At 64.9% G+C, this 17,572-nt stretch carries 17 protein-coding genes; 14 read left to right on the top strand and 3 right to left on the bottom strand.

Going from position 1 to position 17,572, the window contains the following annotated elements:
* Positions 1 to 32: 32 nt before the first annotated feature.
* Complete coding sequence (locus AS26_RS08785; protein WP_062308573.1) at positions 33 to 2,066, bottom strand: transglycosylase domain-containing protein; 2,034 nt, start codon at positions 2,064 to 2,066, stop codon at positions 33 to 35.
* A gap of 192 nt (positions 2,067 to 2,258) precedes the next feature.
* Between AS26_RS08785 and AS26_RS08780 the strand changes: the two genes are divergently transcribed.
* The 5 genes from AS26_RS08780 (at position 2,259) to AS26_RS08760 (ending at position 7,396) form a co-directional block, all read left to right on the top strand.
* Positions 2,259 to 3,242 carry an NADPH:quinone oxidoreductase family protein gene (locus tag AS26_RS08780; protein ID WP_062308572.1) on the top strand — a complete coding sequence of 328 codons (984 nt, stop codon included), beginning with the start codon at positions 2,259 to 2,261 and terminating at the stop codon, positions 3,240 to 3,242.
* Between the two features lie 42 nt (positions 3,243 to 3,284).
* Positions 3,285 to 5,042, top strand: a complete 1,758-nt coding sequence (locus AS26_RS08775; RefSeq protein ID WP_062308570.1) for an acyl-CoA dehydrogenase FadE — start codon at positions 3,285 to 3,287, stop codon at positions 5,040 to 5,042.
* Positions 5,043 to 5,217: 175 nt separating this feature from the next.
* Entirely contained in the window at positions 5,218 to 6,057 is an 840-nt protein-coding gene (speE, locus tag AS26_RS08770) for a polyamine aminopropyltransferase (protein ID WP_062308568.1), read from the top strand.
* The gene (gene speB / locus AS26_RS08765) at positions 6,054 to 6,941 is read left to right on the top strand and encodes an agmatinase (protein WP_062308566.1); all 888 of its coding nucleotides are present in this window, start codon (positions 6,054 to 6,056) and stop codon (positions 6,939 to 6,941) included. The genes speE and speB overlap by 4 nt, the downstream gene beginning before the upstream one ends.
* 95 nt (positions 6,942 to 7,036) lie before the next feature.
* Positions 7,037 to 7,396: a DUF1934 family protein gene (locus AS26_RS08760; protein ID WP_245629691.1), complete on the top strand. Its 360-nt coding sequence runs from the start codon at positions 7,037 to 7,039 to the stop codon at positions 7,394 to 7,396.
* Here the strand turns inward: AS26_RS08760 and AS26_RS08755 are convergent.
* Entirely contained in the window at positions 7,375 to 8,184 is an 810-nt protein-coding gene (locus AS26_RS08755; protein WP_245629690.1) for a glycosyltransferase family 2 protein, read from the bottom strand. The genes AS26_RS08760 and AS26_RS08755 overlap by 22 nt on opposite strands.
* A 107-nt stretch (positions 8,185 to 8,291) precedes the next feature.
* Here AS26_RS08755 and pxpB point away from each other — a divergent pair, with 107 nt between their 5' ends.
* The 9 genes from pxpB (at position 8,292) to rho (ending at position 17,043) form a co-directional block, all read left to right on the top strand.
* The gene (gene pxpB / locus AS26_RS08750; protein WP_062308560.1) at positions 8,292 to 9,011 is read left to right on the top strand and encodes a 5-oxoprolinase subunit PxpB; all 720 of its coding nucleotides are present in this window, start codon (positions 8,292 to 8,294) and stop codon (positions 9,009 to 9,011) included.
* A complete protein-coding gene (locus AS26_RS08745) occupies positions 8,986 to 10,023 on the top strand; it encodes a 5-oxoprolinase subunit C family protein (RefSeq protein ID WP_062308557.1) in 1,038 nt (345 codons plus the stop codon). Before pxpB ends, AS26_RS08745 begins: the two co-directional genes overlap by 26 nt.
* Positions 10,024 to 10,025: 2 nt before the next feature.
* A complete protein-coding gene (locus tag AS26_RS08740; protein ID WP_157068469.1) occupies positions 10,026 to 10,781 on the top strand; it encodes a LamB/YcsF family protein in 756 nt (251 codons plus the stop codon).
* A gap of 39 nt (positions 10,782 to 10,820) precedes the next feature.
* Positions 10,821 to 11,597 (top strand): enoyl-CoA hydratase/isomerase family protein, encoded by a 777-nt coding sequence (locus AS26_RS08735; RefSeq protein ID WP_062308601.1) that lies wholly within the window; start codon positions 10,821 to 10,823, stop codon positions 11,595 to 11,597.
* Between the two features lie 291 nt (positions 11,598 to 11,888).
* Positions 11,889 to 12,380, top strand: a complete 492-nt coding sequence (rpoE, locus tag AS26_RS08730) for a DNA-directed RNA polymerase subunit delta (protein WP_245629689.1) — start codon at positions 11,889 to 11,891, stop codon at positions 12,378 to 12,380.
* 90 nt (positions 12,381 to 12,470) lie between these two features.
* A complete protein-coding gene (gene pyrG / locus AS26_RS08725; RefSeq protein ID WP_062308548.1) occupies positions 12,471 to 14,087 on the top strand; it encodes a CTP synthase in 1,617 nt (538 codons plus the stop codon).
* Positions 14,088 to 14,171: 84 nt separating this feature from the next.
* Entirely contained in the window at positions 14,172 to 14,549 is a 378-nt protein-coding gene (locus tag AS26_RS08720) for a response regulator (RefSeq protein WP_062308546.1), read from the top strand.
* A gap of 163 nt (positions 14,550 to 14,712) precedes the next feature.
* Positions 14,713 to 15,360, top strand: a complete 648-nt coding sequence (gene fsa / locus AS26_RS08715) for a fructose-6-phosphate aldolase (protein ID WP_062308543.1) — start codon at positions 14,713 to 14,715, stop codon at positions 15,358 to 15,360.
* Positions 15,361 to 15,738: 378 nt separating this feature from the next.
* Positions 15,739 to 17,043 carry a transcription termination factor Rho gene (rho, locus tag AS26_RS08710; RefSeq protein WP_062308541.1) on the top strand — a complete coding sequence of 435 codons (1,305 nt, stop codon included), beginning with the start codon at positions 15,739 to 15,741 and terminating at the stop codon, positions 17,041 to 17,043.
* Between the two features lie 123 nt (positions 17,044 to 17,166).
* Here the strand turns inward: rho and AS26_RS08705 are convergent, their stop codons facing one another.
* Entirely contained in the window at positions 17,167 to 17,373 is a 207-nt protein-coding gene (locus tag AS26_RS08705; protein WP_062308538.1) for a hypothetical protein, read from the bottom strand.
* Positions 17,374 to 17,572 lie beyond the last annotated feature (199 nt).

The raw sequence follows: 17,572 nt of genomic DNA, 5'->3' as shown, positions 1-17,572 counted from the left end.
CGAGATCGCGGAGAAACGTCCGCACCCCGAGCTTAGAAAAGCCGGCGCAGCCAGTTCCACCATCGGCTTGGCGCGGGCTCGGGAACGACGGAAGGCCGGTGCAGAGGGCAGGTCGCCGTGGGCGCGGTGCCGGGCAGGAAGTAGTCCGTCTCCACGGCGCCGCACTGGGGCGTGGCGAGCGCACCCGACAGTGGGTCGATGCGGACGGCCTCGAGATCGGAGGGCGGCGTGTACCACGGTCCGGGCAGATGCGCCTGTGCCGTCCCCATGAACTTGCCCCAGATGGGGGCGGCGAGGTGAGACTCCTGCACCGTGAGCGGCCGGCCGGAGTCGTACCCGACCCAAACCGCCACCACGAGCCGGGGCGTGTAGCCCACCATCCAGGCGTCGGTATCTGTGGTGCCGGTCTTCGCCGCGGCTGGCGCGTGCAGGTAGGGCCGCGCACCATACCCCGTCCCGCCGGGAGCGAGCACGCTCTGCATGAGATCCGTCATCTGAAACGCGAGCTCGGCGGAGATGACGCGCGTCTTCTCGAGCGGATGGACCGTCCGGCCGTACGGCGTGTCGACGGACTCGACCGCGTGCGGCGCAATCCTGTAACCGCCGTTGGCGAAAGCCGCGTAGGCTGCCGCCAGTTCCACCGGCGTGACGGGAAACACGCCGAGGGCGAGGGAGGGATAGGGCTTCATCTCTTCCTGTATGCCGAGCTTTTTGGCGAAGTCCACGACGTGTTGGGCGCCGATGGCGAGCTCGGTCTGCACGGCGTACACGTTGTCCGAGCGGGCGATGGCTTCGCGCAGCGTGAGCGGCCGGCCGGCGTAGATGTCGCCGTAGTCGTGCACGGTGTACTCGTCCTTGGGCGATGGGCCGTAGAGGAAGGTGGTCAGCTTCGAATCCACCTCGCGCGCGGGCGTCCAACCGCGGGAGAGCGCCGCGCCGTAGACGAACGCTTTGAACGTCGATCCCGGCTGCCGCTTGCTAAGCGCCCGGTTGAAGGGGCTCTCGCGGTAGTCTCGGCCGCCGACGAGCGCGCGGATGGCGCCCGTTTGTGGATCCAGGGCCACGAGCGCGGCTTGGAGCTGGCTTCCCTTCGGCAACGTCGTCTGAATGGCGCGCTCGGCGGCCCTTTGCAGAAGCGGATCGAGCGTCGTGTGAATGCGGACGTAGCCCGCGTCGAGATCGCCGTCCGTAAGCCGAGCCATGCGCTTGGCTTCGCGAAAGGCCAGGTCGCTGAAGTACGGCGCGTTGAGCGTCGGCGGTTGGTGGCGAGCGATGTGCAAAGGCTCGGCGTATGCGGCGTCGGCCTGGGCCTGGGTGATGTAGCCTGTCTGCACCATCCGCTCCAGCACCACTCTCTGGCGGGCCTTGGCGCGCTCCGGGTGATCGAGCGGCGAGTAGAGCGACGGGCCCTTGGGCAAGCCGGCGAGCAGGGCGCTTTCGGCGAGATCGAGCGACCGCACCGGCTTGCCGAAGTAGAGCAGGCTTGCCGCAGGGGCGCCGTACGCGCCGTGCCCGTAGTAGACGACGTTCAGATACCGGTCCAGAATCCAGTCCTTCGGCTCGTGCAACTCGAGCTGCATGGCGAGCAGCGCCTCGCGGAGTTTGCGGCCGAACGTGCGATCCTGCGTGAGGTACAGGTTCTTCGCAAGCTGCTGCGTGATGGTGGAGCCGCCTTGGACAATCTGGCCGTGGCGCAGGTTGACCGCGACGGCGCGCAGGGTCGAGCGGACGCTGATGGCGTGATCGCGGTAGAAGTTCGCGTCTTCGGTGGCGAGCGTGGCCTCGACGAGCCAGTGCGGGAAGGCGTTGAGCGGCAGGCTGGAGCGCACCTGTCCGGCGGGCGACCACAGGGCGATGGGGCGGCCGTCCGCGCTGGTCAGCTCGGTCGGCGCGGCCTGAGCGGTGGACGGGAGGGGGAGGAGCTTGAGCCCCACGAGCACGAGCGAGGTCCCGACGAACCCGGCGCCGAACGCCGCGCCAAAGGCCACGGCGGCGATTTTGACAAATGATCGCCGCTTGCGCTGCTTTAGGCAAGGATCGGCGTCGGAGAGCAAAGCTTTGGCCATAGAGGAGACCTCCGATAAGAGGATGGACACAGGGTAGTGTGTGCATCACGAAGCAAAATATGCCAAACAGCGCCGCCGATCGCGAACTCGTTCTTGCCACGCGCCGGGCGCTCACGTACACTGAAGTCGAGTAGGAGCCTTTCGTTCGTTTCACTTTTGAATCTTTGTTTCTTATTCGAAAGGAAGGCGCGTATGAAGGCCTGGGTCGTGCGAGAACTGGGGCATCATCGGGATGTCCTGCACCTCGAAGACATCCCCGCTCCCGCCCTGCAGCCAGGGAGCGCGCGCATTCGCGTGGAAGCGGCGGCGCTGAACTTTCTGGATCTCCTCGTGTGCCAGGGGCAGTATCAGGAGAGGCCGCCCCTTCCCTTCACGCCCGGCGTCGAGGTGTGCGGGGTTATCGAGGAGGTTGCGCCTGGGGCGGGGTTTCAGGCGGGCCAGCGCGTCATTGCGCTGCCACAGCTGCCGCACGGCGGCCTGGCGGAGCAGGTGGTGGTGCCGCTCGCGCAGGTGCACCGCGCGCCTGAGGGTGCGTCGCCGGCGGAGGCCGCGGCCATCTTCATCACCTACCATACTGCGTATTACGCGCTCCATCGGCTGGCACACCTCAAGCCCGGCGAGGTGTTGCTGGTGCACGCGGGCGCGGGCGGGGTCGGATCGGCGGCGATTCAGCTCGGCAAAGCGGCGGGCGCGCGCGTCATCGCGACGGCGGGCGGGCCGGAAAAGGTGGAGACGTGCCGCCAGCTCGGCGCGGACGAGGCCATCGACTACCGCAGCGAGGATTTTGTGGAGGTGGTGAAAGCGTTCACATCAGGCCGCGGCGCGGACGTCATCTTCGATCCGGTGGGCGGGGACGTGTTCGACCAGTCGCGCCGGGCCATCGCGTTCGAAGGGCGACTGCTCGTCATCGGGTTTGCGAGCGGGCGGATCCCGCAGGCGCCGATGAACCACGCCCTCGTCAAGAACTACAGCCTCGTGGGCGTGCATTGGGGACTCTTCCACCGGTTGTACCCCGACGCCGTGCGCGAGATGCACGAGGAGCTCATCCAATGGTACGAGGCGGGCCGCATCCGCCCGCTGGTGCGGCACGTGTATCCGTTCGAAGACGTGGTTGCCGCCATGGATGCGCTCGGCGGGAGGCAGACGGTCGGGAAAGTTATCGTGTCCGTGTCGTGACCGGTTGCGCACGCGTGTCCGGTCGAGAGGGGAGTTGGGAGCATGCAGCAGGTTCAGATCCCAGGTGGCGAATTTTTGCTGCGGTCGGCCGATCCGGCGGACGTCTACACGCCGGAGGCGTTCACCGAGGAACACCGCATGATTCGAAAGACCGCGCGCGACTTTGTGGAGCGCGAGGTCTGGCCCGCGCAGGATGCGATTGAGGCCGAGGACTTCGACCGCGTCGTCCAGCTCTTGAAGCGGGCGGGCAATCTGGGCCTGCTCGCGCACAGCGTGCCGGAGGCGTACGGGGGCCTTGGGCTCGACAAGATTTCCAAGGGCATCGTAGGCGAGATGGTCGGTATGACGGGCGCGTATGGCGTGGCCCATTCCAATCACACCTGCATCGCGACGCTGCCCATCACGTACTTCGCGAGCGAATCGGTCAAGCGCCGGGTCTTGCCGAAGATGGCGAGCGGGGAGTATCTCGGCGCTTACTGCCTGACCGAGCCCACGGCCGGATCGGACGCGCTCGCGGCGAAAACGGTGGCGCGGCTCAGTGAGGACGGCAAGCACTACCTCATCTCGGGGACGAAGCAGTTCATCACAAACGCGGGGTTTGCGGACACGTTCGTGGTGTACGCGAAAATCGATGGCGAGCACTTCACCGCGTTTTTGGTGGAGCGGTCCTTCCCGGGCATTTCGCTCGGGCCCGAGGAGCAGAAGATGGGCATCCATGGATCGTCCACGCGCCAGGTGATCTTCGACGAGTGCCCGGTGCCGGTCGAGAACGTGATTGGCGAGATCGGCCGGGGGCACGCGGTGGCGCTTGGGGTGCTGAATCTGGGCCGGTTCAACCTGGGCGCGGGCAACGTCGGCGGGGCGAAGCGGGCGCTCGCGGTGGCGGCTCGCTACGCGGCGGAGCGGCGCCAATTTGGCCGCGCCATTGCGGAATTTCCCGCCACACAGGCGAAGCTCGCGTCCGTGGCGGCGCGGATCTACGCGGCGGAGTCGCTCGTATATCGCACGGCGGCGATGCTCGAGGACGCGCTGGCGCCGCTCTACGGGGATGTGCCCACGCGCGAGAAGGAAGCCCGGCTGCGCGAGCACGCCATCGAGTGCGCGGTGTGCAAGGTGTATGGCTCCGAGACGTTGTGGAAGGCCGCGGACGAGGCAGTTCAGATCCACGGCGGGTACGGCTATATCCGCGAATACCACGTCGAACGGATGCTCCGCGACGCGCGGATTCAGCGCATCTTCGAGGGGACGAACGAAATCAACCGCCTGCTCATCCCGACCCACTTTTTGCGCCGCGCGAGCCGTCAACCGGAGCTCATCTCCCGCCTGTCCGCGGTGGTCGACGCGCTCGGCAAGCGGGCGGAGGTGAGCGGCAGTTCGATGGCCCGCGAGCGCGCGGCGGTTGCCGAGATGCGCGCGCTCTTCCTGGCCGGATCGGCGCTCGTGGCGGACCGGTTCGCTGGCAGGCTCGATGCGGAGCAGGAGGTGGCCATGCATTTGGCCGATCTCGCCATTTCGCTCTACGCCACAGAAAGCGCGCTCGTCCGCGCGGAAAAGGCGGCGTCCGGGGCGCAGGCCGAGGTGCACGCCGCGCTCGCGAGCGTCGCCGTGGACGACGAGATCCAGGCAGCGGTGCAGGCCGCGGTCGCGCTTTTTGCGGCCATTGGCGATCACGCCGGGGTGCGGGAGCGGGCGCTCGACGCCATTCGCCATCTCGCGGGCCTGCGCCATCCGGACGGGATCGCCAAACGGCGCACATTGGCGCGCGCGGTGGTGGAGCAGGGGGGGTATCCCATCGATTGAACGGGTCCAGCGAATCGACATAGGCACTTACGCGCGAAGGAGGCAGCCCTGGGGCGGGGCTGCTTCGTTTGCGTTCACGACCCTCGTTTCAACTGGATCCTCTCCATCGAATTTTGTACGCTTGTCCTCGGGCCATTTTGGCGAGTTTGATATAATACCGCCCGAGAAAGGATGGATGAGCGTGGCGCAGACGAATCTGTGGTTCACAGAGCTTCAGAACGACAATCTGACCATTGGTTTGCGGATAGAGAAGACCATCCACAGCGAGAAGACCGAGTATCAGCAGCTCGACGTGTACAAGACGGTTCAGTACGGCAACCTGCTCGTGCTCGACGGCTGCATCATGACCACGGACGAGGACGAGTTTGTGTATCACGAGATGCTGGCGCACGTACCGCTGCACACGCACCCGAATCCGAAGAGCGTGCTCGTGGTCGGCGGCGGCGACGGCGGCATCATCCGCGAGGTCGTCAAACACCCGTCGGTGGAGCGGGCGGTGCTCGCCGAGATCGACGGGCGCGTGGTCGAGGCGTCCAAAAAGTACTTCCCACACATTGCCTCGGGCCTCTCCGATCCGCGCGTGGACGTGCAGATTGTGGACGGCATCCGCTACGTCGAGGAGCACCCGAACGAGTTCGATGTCATCCTCATCGACTCGACGGATCCGGTGGGGCCGGCGGTCGGGCTGTTCCAGCGGCCGTTTTACGAGTCCGTGTTTCGCGCGCTGAAGGAAGACGGCTTGATGGCCGCCCAGACGGAGTCGCCGTTCATCAACCAGGATCTCATTCGCCAGGTGTACGGCGACGTGCGCGCCACGTTCCCCATCACGAAGTTGTACCTCGCGTACGTGCCCACGTATCCGACGGGCATGTGGAGCTTCACACTCGGCAGCAAGACGTACCGCCCGCAGGACGTCCGCGAGGTCCGGGTGCACGACACGAAGTATTACAACCTGGAGATTCACCACGCCTCGCTCGTTCTGCCGAATTTTGTGAAGGAGCTCGTCGGCGAATGACGTTCACGTTCGATGTCGAAAAGCCCTTTCCGCTCGCCTACAGCGGCAACGTGTTCATCGGCGCGACGGACGACTTCGCCGCCGCGAAGGCCGTCATCTACGGCATGCCCATGGACTGGACGGTGTCGTTCCGGGCGGGCGCTCGCCTGGGGCCCGCGCGCATCCGCGAGGTGAGCCTCGGGCTCGAGGAGTACAGCCCGTATCTCGATCGCGACCTCAGCGAGATCGCCTATTTTGATGCGGGAGACATTCCGTTGCCGTTCGGCAACCCGGAGGAGAGCCTCGAGCGCATCTATCGGTATGTGTCGGCGCTCTACGCCGCGGACAAGCTCCCGATAGGACTTGGCGGCGAGCACCTCGTCTCGTGGGGGTGCATCCGCGCCGCGGCCGAGCGCTACCCGGACCTGCGCGTCATCCACATCGACGCGCACACCGATTTGCGCGATCACTACGAGGGTGAGCCGCTCTCGCACGCGACCATCATCAAGAAGGTGTGCGATCTCATCGGGCCGGATCGCGTCTACCAGTTCGGCATTCGCAGCGGCACGCGCGAGGAGTTCCGCTTCGCGCGCGAGCACACGCACTTTGCGCCATTTGAGTTGGAGGAGCCGCTGCTCGCGGTCCTGCCCGAGCTGCACGGGAAGCCGGTGTACATCACCTGGGATATCGACGTGTTCGATCCGGCCACGGCCCCGGGCACGGGGACGGCGGAACACGGCGGCATCTTCGCACCGGAGGCGTTTCGCGCCATCACCCATATGAAGGCCCTGCACGTGGTCGGCTTTGATCTCGTCGAGGTGGCGCCGCAAATCGACCCGACGGAGCAGACGCAAATCCTCGCGGCCAAAATTGTCCGCGAGGCCCTGCTCGCCTTTGTGCGGTGAGCGCCGTGGGCGCCTGGTTGGAGCCCCAAGAAGGCGCGTCGTGGACATGTCATGTCACCTGGCGCCGGCGCGCGCGTGTGTGCGAAGGCGAGCGCGTGCGGTACGAGACGACGCGCGGCGAGGCGAAGGAAGCCCGCTGGCTTCACGTCAAAGGCGGGCATCTGCTCTCGTATCGCGATGCGGAGGGCTCGTACGCGGTGCGCCTGGAGCGGGATCGCGTCCTGATGGTGCGCCGCGGCGCGGTGTCGCTCACGCAGGTCTTCGCCGCCGGGAAATCGCAGGATCTCGTCCTTCGCGCCTACGGGCGGGAACTGCCGGTCCGCGCGGAGACGAAGTCCGTCGAGGTGTCCGTCGGCGAGTCGGGCGGGCGCTCGCGCGTGCTGTTTGACCTAGCGTATGCGGACGGCGTTTTGCAGTCGGTCGATCTCGTCTTTCAGTGGGTCCGCCCATCCTGACGCGCTCCGGATGGGCGCGGGACGAGATCGGCCACATCCAGCCACCCCTCCGGATGCAACTTCCACACCAGCTCGTAGGGATCTCCCAACTCGCGCATCATCCGCTCGTACATCGCCTTCTTAATGGCGTTGAGACGCGCTCGCTCCTCGGGCCGCGTGAGGTTGGCCGAGTGCAGCCGCACGTGGTACAGGACGCGATCCACGTGCAGGAAGCGGCCGACGTCGGCGAGCTTGAGGAGGATGAGCTTGTCTTCGTAATAACGGCCCTGGCCATGCGGATCCCGCTCGAATCCTCCCACTCGCCGGACGGCCTCGGTGCGGTAAAAGCGCGGCACGAGGTAGGGCCCGTAGCGCATGAAGTCGAACTTGTCCGAAAACGGTCGCCCGCGAAGGACGTGATGGCGCACCAGGCGGCCGTTCACGTCCCGCCAGTGCCGCGCGTTGGCCGACACCACCACCGCATCCGAGGGTCCTGCGTCCATCGCGGCGGTCAATTCCGCGAGCGCGGTTGGCGCGAACCAGTCGTCGCTGTCCAGGGTGACGAAGTACGGCGTTCGCACGTGTGGCAGCGCGGCCTGCAGCGCGTTGCCAAGCCCCATGTTCGTCTCGAGCGCCAAGACGCGCACGCGAGGGTGCCACAGGTAGCGCTCTGCGACGGCGCGCGAGCCGTCTGTGGACCCGTCGTCCACCACGAGCAGTTCCCAGCTGGTCGTCGTCTGCGCGAACACGCTCGCGATGGCGAGCGGCAGTTCCCGGGCCCGATTGTAGACAGCGAGCACCACCGTCACGCGCGGATCTCCTTGGGGGCACACGGCCAAGCCTCCTTTGCGCGGACCAAGGCGCGAAAATTCGATACAATGAGTGTAAATCATCGCGGAAGGCGTGGGAATCGGCCGTGATCGAGGACAAGGTGCGACTGGAGTTCATGGGCGATCAGGCGCTTCTCTTGCGCCTCCCGGAGAATGTCCCCATCGAGACGGGCGAGGCGCTCGACCGGTTGCTTTCGTTGCGGGCGGCGCTCTTGCGCGAGCTGGAGGGCGTGGATGGCATTGAAGATGTGACCATGGGCTACCGATCCGTCGCGGTCTACGCGCGCTTCGAGGATGTGGCGCCGGAAGACCTGCTCGCGCGCGCCCGCCGCGCGGTCCGGAGCTTGCGAAGCCTGGCGGCGCCTCGCACGAGCGCGGGGGCTCGCGTCCACCTGCCGGTGGTCTACGGCGGTGACTTCGGCCCGGACCTGGACGAGGTGGCGGAGCGCGCGGGACTTTCGCCGCAGGACGTGGTGCGCCTCCATCAGGAGGGCGTGTACCGCGTCGCGATGATCGGATTTTCGCCGGGGTTCGCTTATCTCATCGGCCTGCCGGAAGCGCTGCGCGTGCCGCGCCGCGCCACCCCGCGAAGCCGGGTCGAACGGGGCTCGGTCGGGATTGCAGGCTTCCAGACCGGGGTGTATTCGTTCGCGACCCCAGGGGGGTGGCAGATCATCGGCCGCACGCCGGTGGCGCTGTTTGACGCGAACCGCGCTTCACCGAGCCTCCTTTCGCCGGGGGACGTGGTGCGGTTTGAAGCGGTGACGGAGGAGGAATACCATGCCCGCTTTGGCGCGTACACATGAGCCAGGCATGGCGCGCGTGCGCGTGTTGGCTCCAGGGCTTTTCACCACCCTGCAGGATGCGGGGCGCCCGCATCACCGCCTCCTGGGCGTGCCGCTCGGGGGCGCGCTCGACGCGTTGGCGCTTTGCGCCGCTAATCGGCTGGTGGGCAATCCGGAGGATTCCGCGGTGCTCGAGGTGACGGGGGTGGGCCCGAAGCTTTGGTTTGAGGCCCCTGCCGCCGTGGCGATCTGCGGCGCGGACTTCGCGGCGTACGTGGACGGCGAGCCGCTGCCCATCGGGCGCCCCATCTGGCTCGGCGGCGGGGCGGTGCTTGAGCTGCAAAAGGTCAAGCGCGGGTTTCGCGGCTATCTGGCCATCCGCGGCGGGTTCCGCGCGGAGCCCGTGCTGGACAGCCGGAGCGCGCTGCCGCGCTACGGCATCGGCAAGCGCCTCGCGGCCGAGGACGAGATCGCCTATCTGCCGGGCCCCACCGCGCCGCCCGCGGGGTTCCGCCCCATCTCCGCTCGCGCGGCTGTGGCGCCGTTTCAGATCGGCGGGTGGCTGGATCAGATTGAGGACGAGATCGTCGTCCTGCGGGTGGTGCGGGGCGAGCAGGCGGATTGGTTCGGCGAGGGCGCGCGGCAGGCCTTCTTCGAGCGCACGTGGCAGGTGGCGCCGCAGTCGGATCGCATGGGCGTGAGGCTTCGGGGCGAGCCGCTTGCCGCGCCCGCGAGGCAGCTCGCGAGTGAACCGGTGGTGCCGGGCAGCGTTCAGGTGCCGCAGGACGGCCTGCCCATTGTGCTCATGCGTGAGTGCCAGACCACGGGGGGCTATCCGAAGCTCGCGACGGTCATCTCAGCCGATCTCGACAAATTGGCCCATCTCCGACCAGGAAGTTTCGTGCGCTTTGTGGAAGTGAGTGTGGAGGAAGCCTTCAGGCTTCGGGGCGTGCATCATCGACTGGCGCGCGTGTGGCTTCGGTGGGTCGCGGAGCGCGCGAGGCAGGCATGGGGCAGCGAAGGAGGGGATTGAGCGTGGCTGGAGTGGACCTCAACGCGGATCTCGGCGAGGACTTCGGCGCTTACCGCCTGGCGAATGACGGCGACATCCTGGCTTATGTGACCTCCGCGAATCTCGCGTGCGGCATGCATGCGGGCGATCCCGTCGTCATGGCGCGATCGGTCGCCCTGGCCAAAGCGCGGGGCGTGGCCATTGGCGCGCACCCCGGCTACCCGGATCTTCAGGGGTTCGGCCGGCGGGACATGGCGCTTGACGAGGACGAGATTCACGCGTTCGTGTTGTATCAGCTGGGCGCGCTTGCGGCGTTCGCTCGGTCGCAGGGCGTGCGCCTTCACCACGTGAAGCCCCACGGCGCCCTCTACAACCGCGCCGCGGTCGATCGCGCTGCCGCGCGCGCCATCTGCCGGGCCATCGCCGAATTCGATCCGTCGCTCAAGGTGTACGCTCCCTACGGGAGCGAGCTCGTGGCACAGGCGGAGGCCATGGGGCTCTGCGTCTGTTGCGAAGGGTTCGCGGACAGGCGGTACGAGGCCGACGGCCGGCTCACGCCGAGGCGCCACGCGGACGCCGTCATCCGCGATCTCGACGAGGCCTGCGAGCAAGTGCTGACCATGGTGCGCGAAGGGCGGGTTCGCGCACGGACCGGCGAGTGGGTCGAAGTGGCGGTGGACACCGTCTGCCTGCACGGCGATGGCCCGCACGCCGTGGAGCTCGCCAAGGCCCTCCACAAGCGATTGACCGAGGCGGGCATCCACATCCGTCCAGCCTGAAAGGGCTCGTCGCAGCTCAGACGAATGGAGTGAGGCATGTTGACAGAGACGTATACCACCTGCCGCGTGGAGGATCATGTGGCGGTCTTGACGCTCAATCGTCCGCAGGCGTTGAACGCGCTTTCGCGAGAGGTGTTGTCGGAAATCGGTGCACATCTCGCGATGCTGGATCTCAGGGATGTCCGCGCGCTTGTCATCCGCGGCGAGGGGCGGGTGTTCTGTGCGGGAGCGGACATCGGCCAGATGCAGCACATGACAGCCGTGGAGGCGGAGAGTATGGCGCGGCTGGGCCAGCGGGTGTTTCAAGCTCTCGAACAGCTGCCCATCCCGGTCATTGCGCTGATTCACGGCGGCGCGTTTGGCGGAGGACTGGAGCTCGCGCTCGCGTGCGACTTTCGGATTGCGGCTGCGGGCGCCGTCGTCGGGCTGCCCGAGGTGACGCTGGGGGTCAATCCGAGTTTTGGCGGGACCTATCGGTTGCCGCGCGCCATCGGGTTTGCGCGCGCGCTGTCGATGATGCTTTTGGGAGAGCGGATCCCCGTCGAGAAGGCCCTCGAATACGGGCTCGTGAACGAGGTGGTGGCGCCTGACGAGCTCGAGGCGAGGGGCATGGAGCTGGCTCGACAACTTGCGAAGCAGTCGAGCGCCGCGATGGCGGCCATCAAGCGGTCGGCTCACCACGGGTATGGGCAGGATCCGGCTCGCGCCCAGGCGTACGAGGCTGCGCAATTCGGCCTATGTTTTGCGTCCGGCGACGCGCGCGAAGGCATGACGGCGTTCAAGGAGAAGCGCCAGGCGAGGTTCCACGAGGACTGATCCACCTGCGCCGGAGGGCCTGGCGAAGGGACGAGCAGAGTTCGCACCAAGGCGTCGTTCGGCGCTGGTCGCGCGCACGCGCGGCTGGCGCCGCTTCGCTTTTTGCTGCCTCGCTGACGCAAAAAAGTCGGTTTGGAGTCTTTGCGTCATGTGCTAAACTTAGATAACATGTAAGCCGGTCATTCGAGCTGTGTTCATGGGTCGAAGTTGGCCACCGGCCTATCCCGAGCTGGAAGGGAAGATTCCAAGATGGCCATCTCATTGGCACGAACGGAACACGAGATACAGGAAATGCCTCTCGTGGAGCTCGTGTACGAGATCTTAAAAGCCCGGAAAGAGCCCATGTACTTCCGCGACATCATGAAGGAAATCCAGGAGCTCCGCCACATGACCGACGAGCAGGTGGCGGAGGTCATTGCGCGGGTGTTCACAGAGATCAACGTCGATGGCCGGTTCGTCTGTATTGGTCACAACGTGTGGGGGTTGAATCGTTGGTATCCGACGGATCGCAACGCCGAGCGCCTGTCGGGCGGCAAGAAGTTCATCCGCAAGACGGGCGACGCGTTTGGCGATGAGGAGGACGACGAAGAGGAGTACGAGGAGGAGGACGTCCTCGAGGACGACGAGCTCGACTACGACGAGGTCGAGGCGGTCGACGAGGAGCCCGAATTCGACGACGTCGAAGTCGTGGAGGACGAGGACGAGATCCTGCCAGAAGACGAATACGACGATTCGCCGCTGTTTGACGAAGACGAGGAAGTCGAGGAAGACGAGGAGGACTAAAGTCTTCCGCGCCTTTCGGACGCGTTCTGGGCCTTCCGGAACGCGGTTTTTGTGTGCTTAGGTCGCGTGTTTGGCAGGGAGGACAGAGTCATGACGGCGAAGTACATCTTCGTGACGGGCGGCGTGGTGTCCGGGCTTGGCAAGGGCATCACCGCTGCGAGTTTGGGCCGCCTCTTGAAGAACCGAGGGCTCAACGTCACCATCCAGAAGTTTGATCCCTACATCAACGTCGATCCGGGGACGATGAGTCCCTATCAGCATGGGGAAGTGTTCGTCACCGAAGACGGCGCGGAGACGGACCTCGATCTCGGCCACTACGAGCGCTTCATCGATAACGACCTCAGCCAGGACAACAACGTCACGAGCGGGCGGATTTATTGGTCGGTCATTCAGAAGGAGCGGCGCGGGGACTACCTCGGCGCGACGGTTCAGGTCATCCCGCACGTGACGAACGAGATCAAGGAACGGGTGATGCAGGCCGCCAAGCCGGACACGGACATCGTCATCACGGAGATCGGCGGCACGGTCGGCGATATCGAGAGCCAGCCGTTCCTCGAGGCCATCCGCGAGATGAAAAACGAGGTCGGGCGCAACAACGTGCTGTACATCCACGTCACGCTCATCCCGTACCTGCGGATGACGAGCGAGGTGAAGACGAAGCCGACGCAGCACAGCGTGGCGACGCTGCGCAGTATCGGCATCAGCCCGAACATCATCGTCTGCCGCACCGAGGTCCCGCTTTCCCCGGAGGTCAAGCGGAAGATCGCGCTCTTCTGCGACACGGACGAGGACAGCGTCATTGAGGCGAGCGATGCCGAGGTGCTGTACGAGGTGCCGCTTCGGCTGCGGGACGAGGGGCTGGACGAGATCGTGCTCCGGCATTTCGGCATCTCCGCCCCGCCCGCGGACATGCGGGAGTGGGAGGCGATGGTGGAGCGGATCAAGCGGCTGCACCGAGACGTCGAGATCGCGGTGGTTGGGAAGTACGTGGCTCTGCCGGACGCGTACGCGAGCGTCGTGGCGGCGCTCCAGCATGGCGGCTTCGAGAACGACGCCCACGTACACATCCGCTGGGTGAATTCGGAGGACGTCACCGACGAAAACGTGGACAAGCTGCTTGAAGGTGTCGATGGCATCCTGGTCCCCGGGGGGTTCGGCGATCGCGGCATCGACGGCAAGATTGTCGCGTGCCGCCATGCGCGCGAACGAAACATCCCGTACTTCGGCATCTGCCTCGGCATGCAAATTGCGGTCATTGAGTACGCGCGACACGTCGCCGGGCTCACCGGGGCGCACACGAGCGAGATCGATCCGCGCACGCCCTACCCGGTCATCGATCTGCTCCCCGAGCAGAAAGAAATCGAGGACAAAGGCGGCACGATGCGCCTCGGCGCGTATCCCTGCCGGTTGAAGCCGGGATCTCGCGCGCACCAGGCGTACGGTTCGGATCTCATCTCCGAGCGTCACCGCCATCGCTACGAGTTCAACAACGACTTCCGGGAACAACTGGAATCTCACGGTCTGACCATCACGGGGACGTCACCCGACGGGCGTCTCGTCGAGATTGTGGAGCTTCCAGAGCACCGCTGGTTTGTCGGCGTCCAATTTCACCCGGAGTTTAAGTCGAGGCCCAACCGCGCGCACGCGCTGTTCCGCGACTTTGTGGCGGCGAGCCTTGCGTACCGACGCCATCGCGCCCAATCCTGACCTCTTGTTTGGGTAAAGACAGGAATTTCGATCCTGTCCGGCGAAGATCTTCGCGACGAGTTGAGCTAGCGAAGAGGTGGGGGCATGGCGTATAAGGTGCTCGTGGTCGACGATCAATTTGGGATCCGCGTGTTGCTGCACGAAGTCCTGCAGCGGGAAGGTTATGAGGTGTTTCAGGCTTCGAACGGGCCGAGCGCCCTCAGCATCGTCGAACGTGAGCAGCCCGATCTCGTCCTGTTGGACATGAAGATACCGGGAATGGATGGATTGGAAATCTTGCGCAATCTTCGCAAACTGGGCGTCGATGCGAAGGTCATCATGATGACCGCCTACGGCGAACTGGATCTGATCCACGAGGCCCTGGAGATGGGCGCCGTGGCCCATTTCACGAAGCCGTTTGACATCGACGAGCTGCGACGAGCTGTGCGGGAACACCTCGAGGCGCGCCCCAAGGGCGACTGAGGGTGTGCCGGCTGGACCGATCCACGAGTTTGCAGGACGAAAGCATGGTATCATAGAGGTGATACGCGGGTCGCCCGCGCGAGCCCTCAGGTGAGCCGAGCAGAGAGAACGAGTGGCGACCGGAGGACCGGAGATCTTTTGGGGACAGGAGAGGATGAGGAACATGAAGCTGTTCATCGACACGGCGAATGTCGACGAAATCCGCCGCGCGGCGGACATGGGGATTCTGAGCGGCGTCACGACCAACCCGAGCCTCGTGGCCAAGGAGGGCCGCGACTTCGTTCAGGTGCTGAAGGAGATTGTCGAGATCGTCGATGGGCCCATCAGCGCCGAGGTGGTGAGCCTGGATGCCGAGGGCATGGTGAAGGAGGCGCTGCCTCTCGCCGAGATTCACCCCAACATCGTGATCAAGATCCCGATGACCGCCGAGGGCCTCAAGGCGGTGCATCAGCTCGCAAAGCGCGGGATTCGGACGAATGTGACGCTGATTTTCAGCGCGAATCAGGCGCTGCTCGCGGCGCGCGCCGGTGCGTCGTTCGTCAGCCCCTTCATCGGTCGGTTGGACGATATCAGCATGGATGGCGTCGAACTCATTGCGGATATCGCGCAGATCTTTGACATCCATGGCATCGAAACCGAGATCATCGCGGCCAGCATTCGCCATCCGATGCACGTGACCGCCGCCGCCAAGGCGGGCGCTCACATCGCGACGTGTCCGTTCAGCGTGTTGGATCAGATGATCAAGCATCCCTTGACGGATCGCGGGATTGAGCGTTTCTTGGCCGATTGGAATAAGATGAACCAGAAGTGAACACAGGCCAGGGCTGGACAGCCGGCCCTGGCCCGTTTCCTTCCCGATCCGGCGCTCATTCGACAACACTCGCCCTTGTGGAATCGCAAGGGCGTGTTTATACTACGAATAGCCGCAACAACGTCCGGTTGAGCCGTTGGATTCGCTTCTCCGCGCTCCTCGCGCGCAGCTTCTCCTCGCATTGAAGACTCCAATGGGCTTCACCTGGATGGCACGTACCGTGCTTACCTCTTTCTAAGCTGTGATCTGGGTCCCCGAGTGGTGTGAGAACAAGCCGCGACGAAGCAAGGCGCATAGAATGACACAGCCCGCCTCAGGCCGTCTGAATTTACCCGGGCGCGGCGTGTGCCGCCGGGACACGAATGTGAGGGACGATGCTTGGACATTCGAGAACTGGAAGAAAAGAAATTAACAGAGCTATACAAATATGCTAGAGAATTTCAGATCCCGCACTACGGATCGATGAAAAAGAAAGAGCTGATTTTTGCCATTCTCAAAGCGCAGGCCGAGCGGGATGGCCTGATGTTCGCCGAAGGCGTGCTGGAGATCATGCCGGAGGGCTACGGATTTCTCCGGCCCGTGGGGTACCTGCCGAGTCAGGAGGACATCTATGTCGCGGCCTCCCAAATTCGGCGCTTTGATCTCCGTACGGGCGATCTCGTCAGCGGAAAAGTCAGACCCCCGAAAGAGAACGAACGGTACTTCGGCCTTCTGCACGTGGAGGCCGTCAACGGCTACAGTCCCGAGGTCGCTGCCGAACGGCTTCATTTCGCGGCGCTCACTCCGCTCTTCCCTTCTAAACGCATCGTGCTCGAGACCACACCGGAGAATTTGGCCACGCGCCTCATCGATCTGTTTGCGCCCATCGGCTTCGGCCAGCGCGGCATGATTGTGGCGCCTCCGAAGGCAGGCAAGACGGTGCTCTTGAAGGAGATTGCGCACAGCATTGCCACGAATTATCCCGACGTTCACCTGTTTGTGCTGCTCATCGACGAGCGGCCGGAAGAGGTGACTGACATGCAGCGCTCGGTCAAGGGCGAGGTGATTGCGTCGACGTTCGACGAGGTTCCTGAAAACCACATCAAGGTCTCGGAACTGGTCTTGGAGCGGGCGCTGCGGCTTGTGGAGCACAAGCAGGACGTGGTCATCCTGCTGGACAGCCTGACGCGGCTGACGCGCGCATACAACCTCGTCGTTCCCCCGTCGGGCCGAACGCTTTCTGGCGGGATCGATCCGGCAGCCTTTCACCGCCCAAAGCGGTTCTTCGGAGCGGCGCGCAACGTCGAGGAGGGTGGCAGCCTGACCATCCTGGCGACGGCGCTCATCGACACGGGTTCGCGCATGGACGACGTCATCTACGAAGAGTTCAAGGGCACCGGCAACATGGAGCTGCATCTCGACCGCAAGCTCGCGGAGAAGCGCGTATTCCCCTCCATTGACATCCGCCGTTCGGGTACGCGCCGAGAAGAGGCGCTCATGCCCAAGGAGGAGCTCGAAAAGGTGTGGGCGATTCGCAAGTCCATGGGCGACAACCAGGACTTCACCGAAATGTTCCTGCGCAAGTTCCGCCATTACAAGACGAACCGGGAGTTCCTCGACAGCCTGAGCCTCAACCGCGTCGAGCGGAAGCCGGTTGCAAGCGCGGAGAAACCCGCCGCGCAGCCCGTCACGAGCGAAACCTGAGCGCAAATGAAACCCCCTCCGACCCTTGGGTGGAGGGGTTGGGGCATCGGAGTGCAAAACTCCGCGGCGGGCGCCACCTCGGCTTTGCCAGTCCGTTGGGCGCCGCCTCGCCGCTCGTGGGGCTCATTCGTCGTCGTCCGGCCACGGGGGCAGGAAGATAAAATTCGGCTGGTTGGGCGTCGGCTGTGCGGACGCCGCAGCCTGTGCAGAGGTGCCGTGCGAATGCGGAACCGTGTCGGCGAACGCGGTGCTCGCCCACACCAGGCTTCCGGTGCTCACGGCTGCGGCGGAAAGAGCTAGGACGCGGGCCATCCATCGAGACGTGTTCACGAAGGGTCATCCTCTCTGCTTCGTTGCTTTGTTCATGCTTCGGGTTTCCATCCTGTTGCTTATCCAAGAGCTCTTGGATCCTCGCGCGCACCTTGAACATACAGGCTTCTGCGCGCGGGCAGCAATGCGAAGAAGTACAGATACGATACGATGTTGTAAAGAGGCGGATGCCGGCGGGGCGGTTGCTCCGCAGCCGTGG

Source organism: Alicyclobacillus sendaiensis NBRC 100866 (assembly GCF_001552675.1).
In the GTDB taxonomy this organism is placed as follows: Bacteria; Bacillota; Bacilli; order Alicyclobacillales; family Alicyclobacillaceae; genus Alicyclobacillus; species Alicyclobacillus sendaiensis.
Note: the sequence above shows the minus strand (reverse complement) of the source record. Positions and strands in the feature narration are given on the sequence as shown.

What these genes read in the sequence shown, in the direction of transcription:
- fsa (WP_062308543.1), top strand. Translation starts at nt 14,713, where the DNA reads ATGAAGCTGTTCATCGACACGGCGAATGTCGACGAAATCCGCCGCGCG.
- pyrG (WP_062308548.1), top strand. Translation starts at nt 12,471, where the DNA reads ATGACGGCGAAGTACATCTTCGTGACGGGCGGCGTGGTGTCCGGGCTT.
- speE (WP_062308568.1), top strand. Translation starts at nt 5,218, where the DNA reads ATGAGCGTGGCGCAGACGAATCTGTGGTTCACAGAGCTTCAGAACGAC.
- AS26_RS08745 (WP_062308557.1), top strand. Translation starts at nt 8,986, where the DNA reads ATGCCCGCTTTGGCGCGTACACATGAGCCAGGCATGGCGCGCGTGCGC.
- rpoE (WP_245629689.1), top strand. Translation starts at nt 11,889, where the DNA reads ATGCCTCTCGTGGAGCTCGTGTACGAGATCTTAAAAGCCCGGAAAGAG.
- AS26_RS08775 (WP_062308570.1), top strand. Translation starts at nt 3,285, where the DNA reads ATGCAGCAGGTTCAGATCCCAGGTGGCGAATTTTTGCTGCGGTCGGCC.
- AS26_RS08720 (WP_062308546.1), top strand. Translation starts at nt 14,172, where the DNA reads ATGGCGTATAAGGTGCTCGTGGTCGACGATCAATTTGGGATCCGCGTG.
- speB (WP_062308566.1), top strand. Translation starts at nt 6,054, where the DNA reads ATGACGTTCACGTTCGATGTCGAAAAGCCCTTTCCGCTCGCCTACAGC.
- AS26_RS08785 (WP_062308573.1), bottom strand. Translation starts at nt 2,066, where the DNA reads ATGGCCAAAGCTTTGCTCTCCGACGCCGATCCTTGCCTAAAGCAGCGC.
- AS26_RS08780 (WP_062308572.1), top strand. Translation starts at nt 2,259, where the DNA reads ATGAAGGCCTGGGTCGTGCGAGAACTGGGGCATCATCGGGATGTCCTG.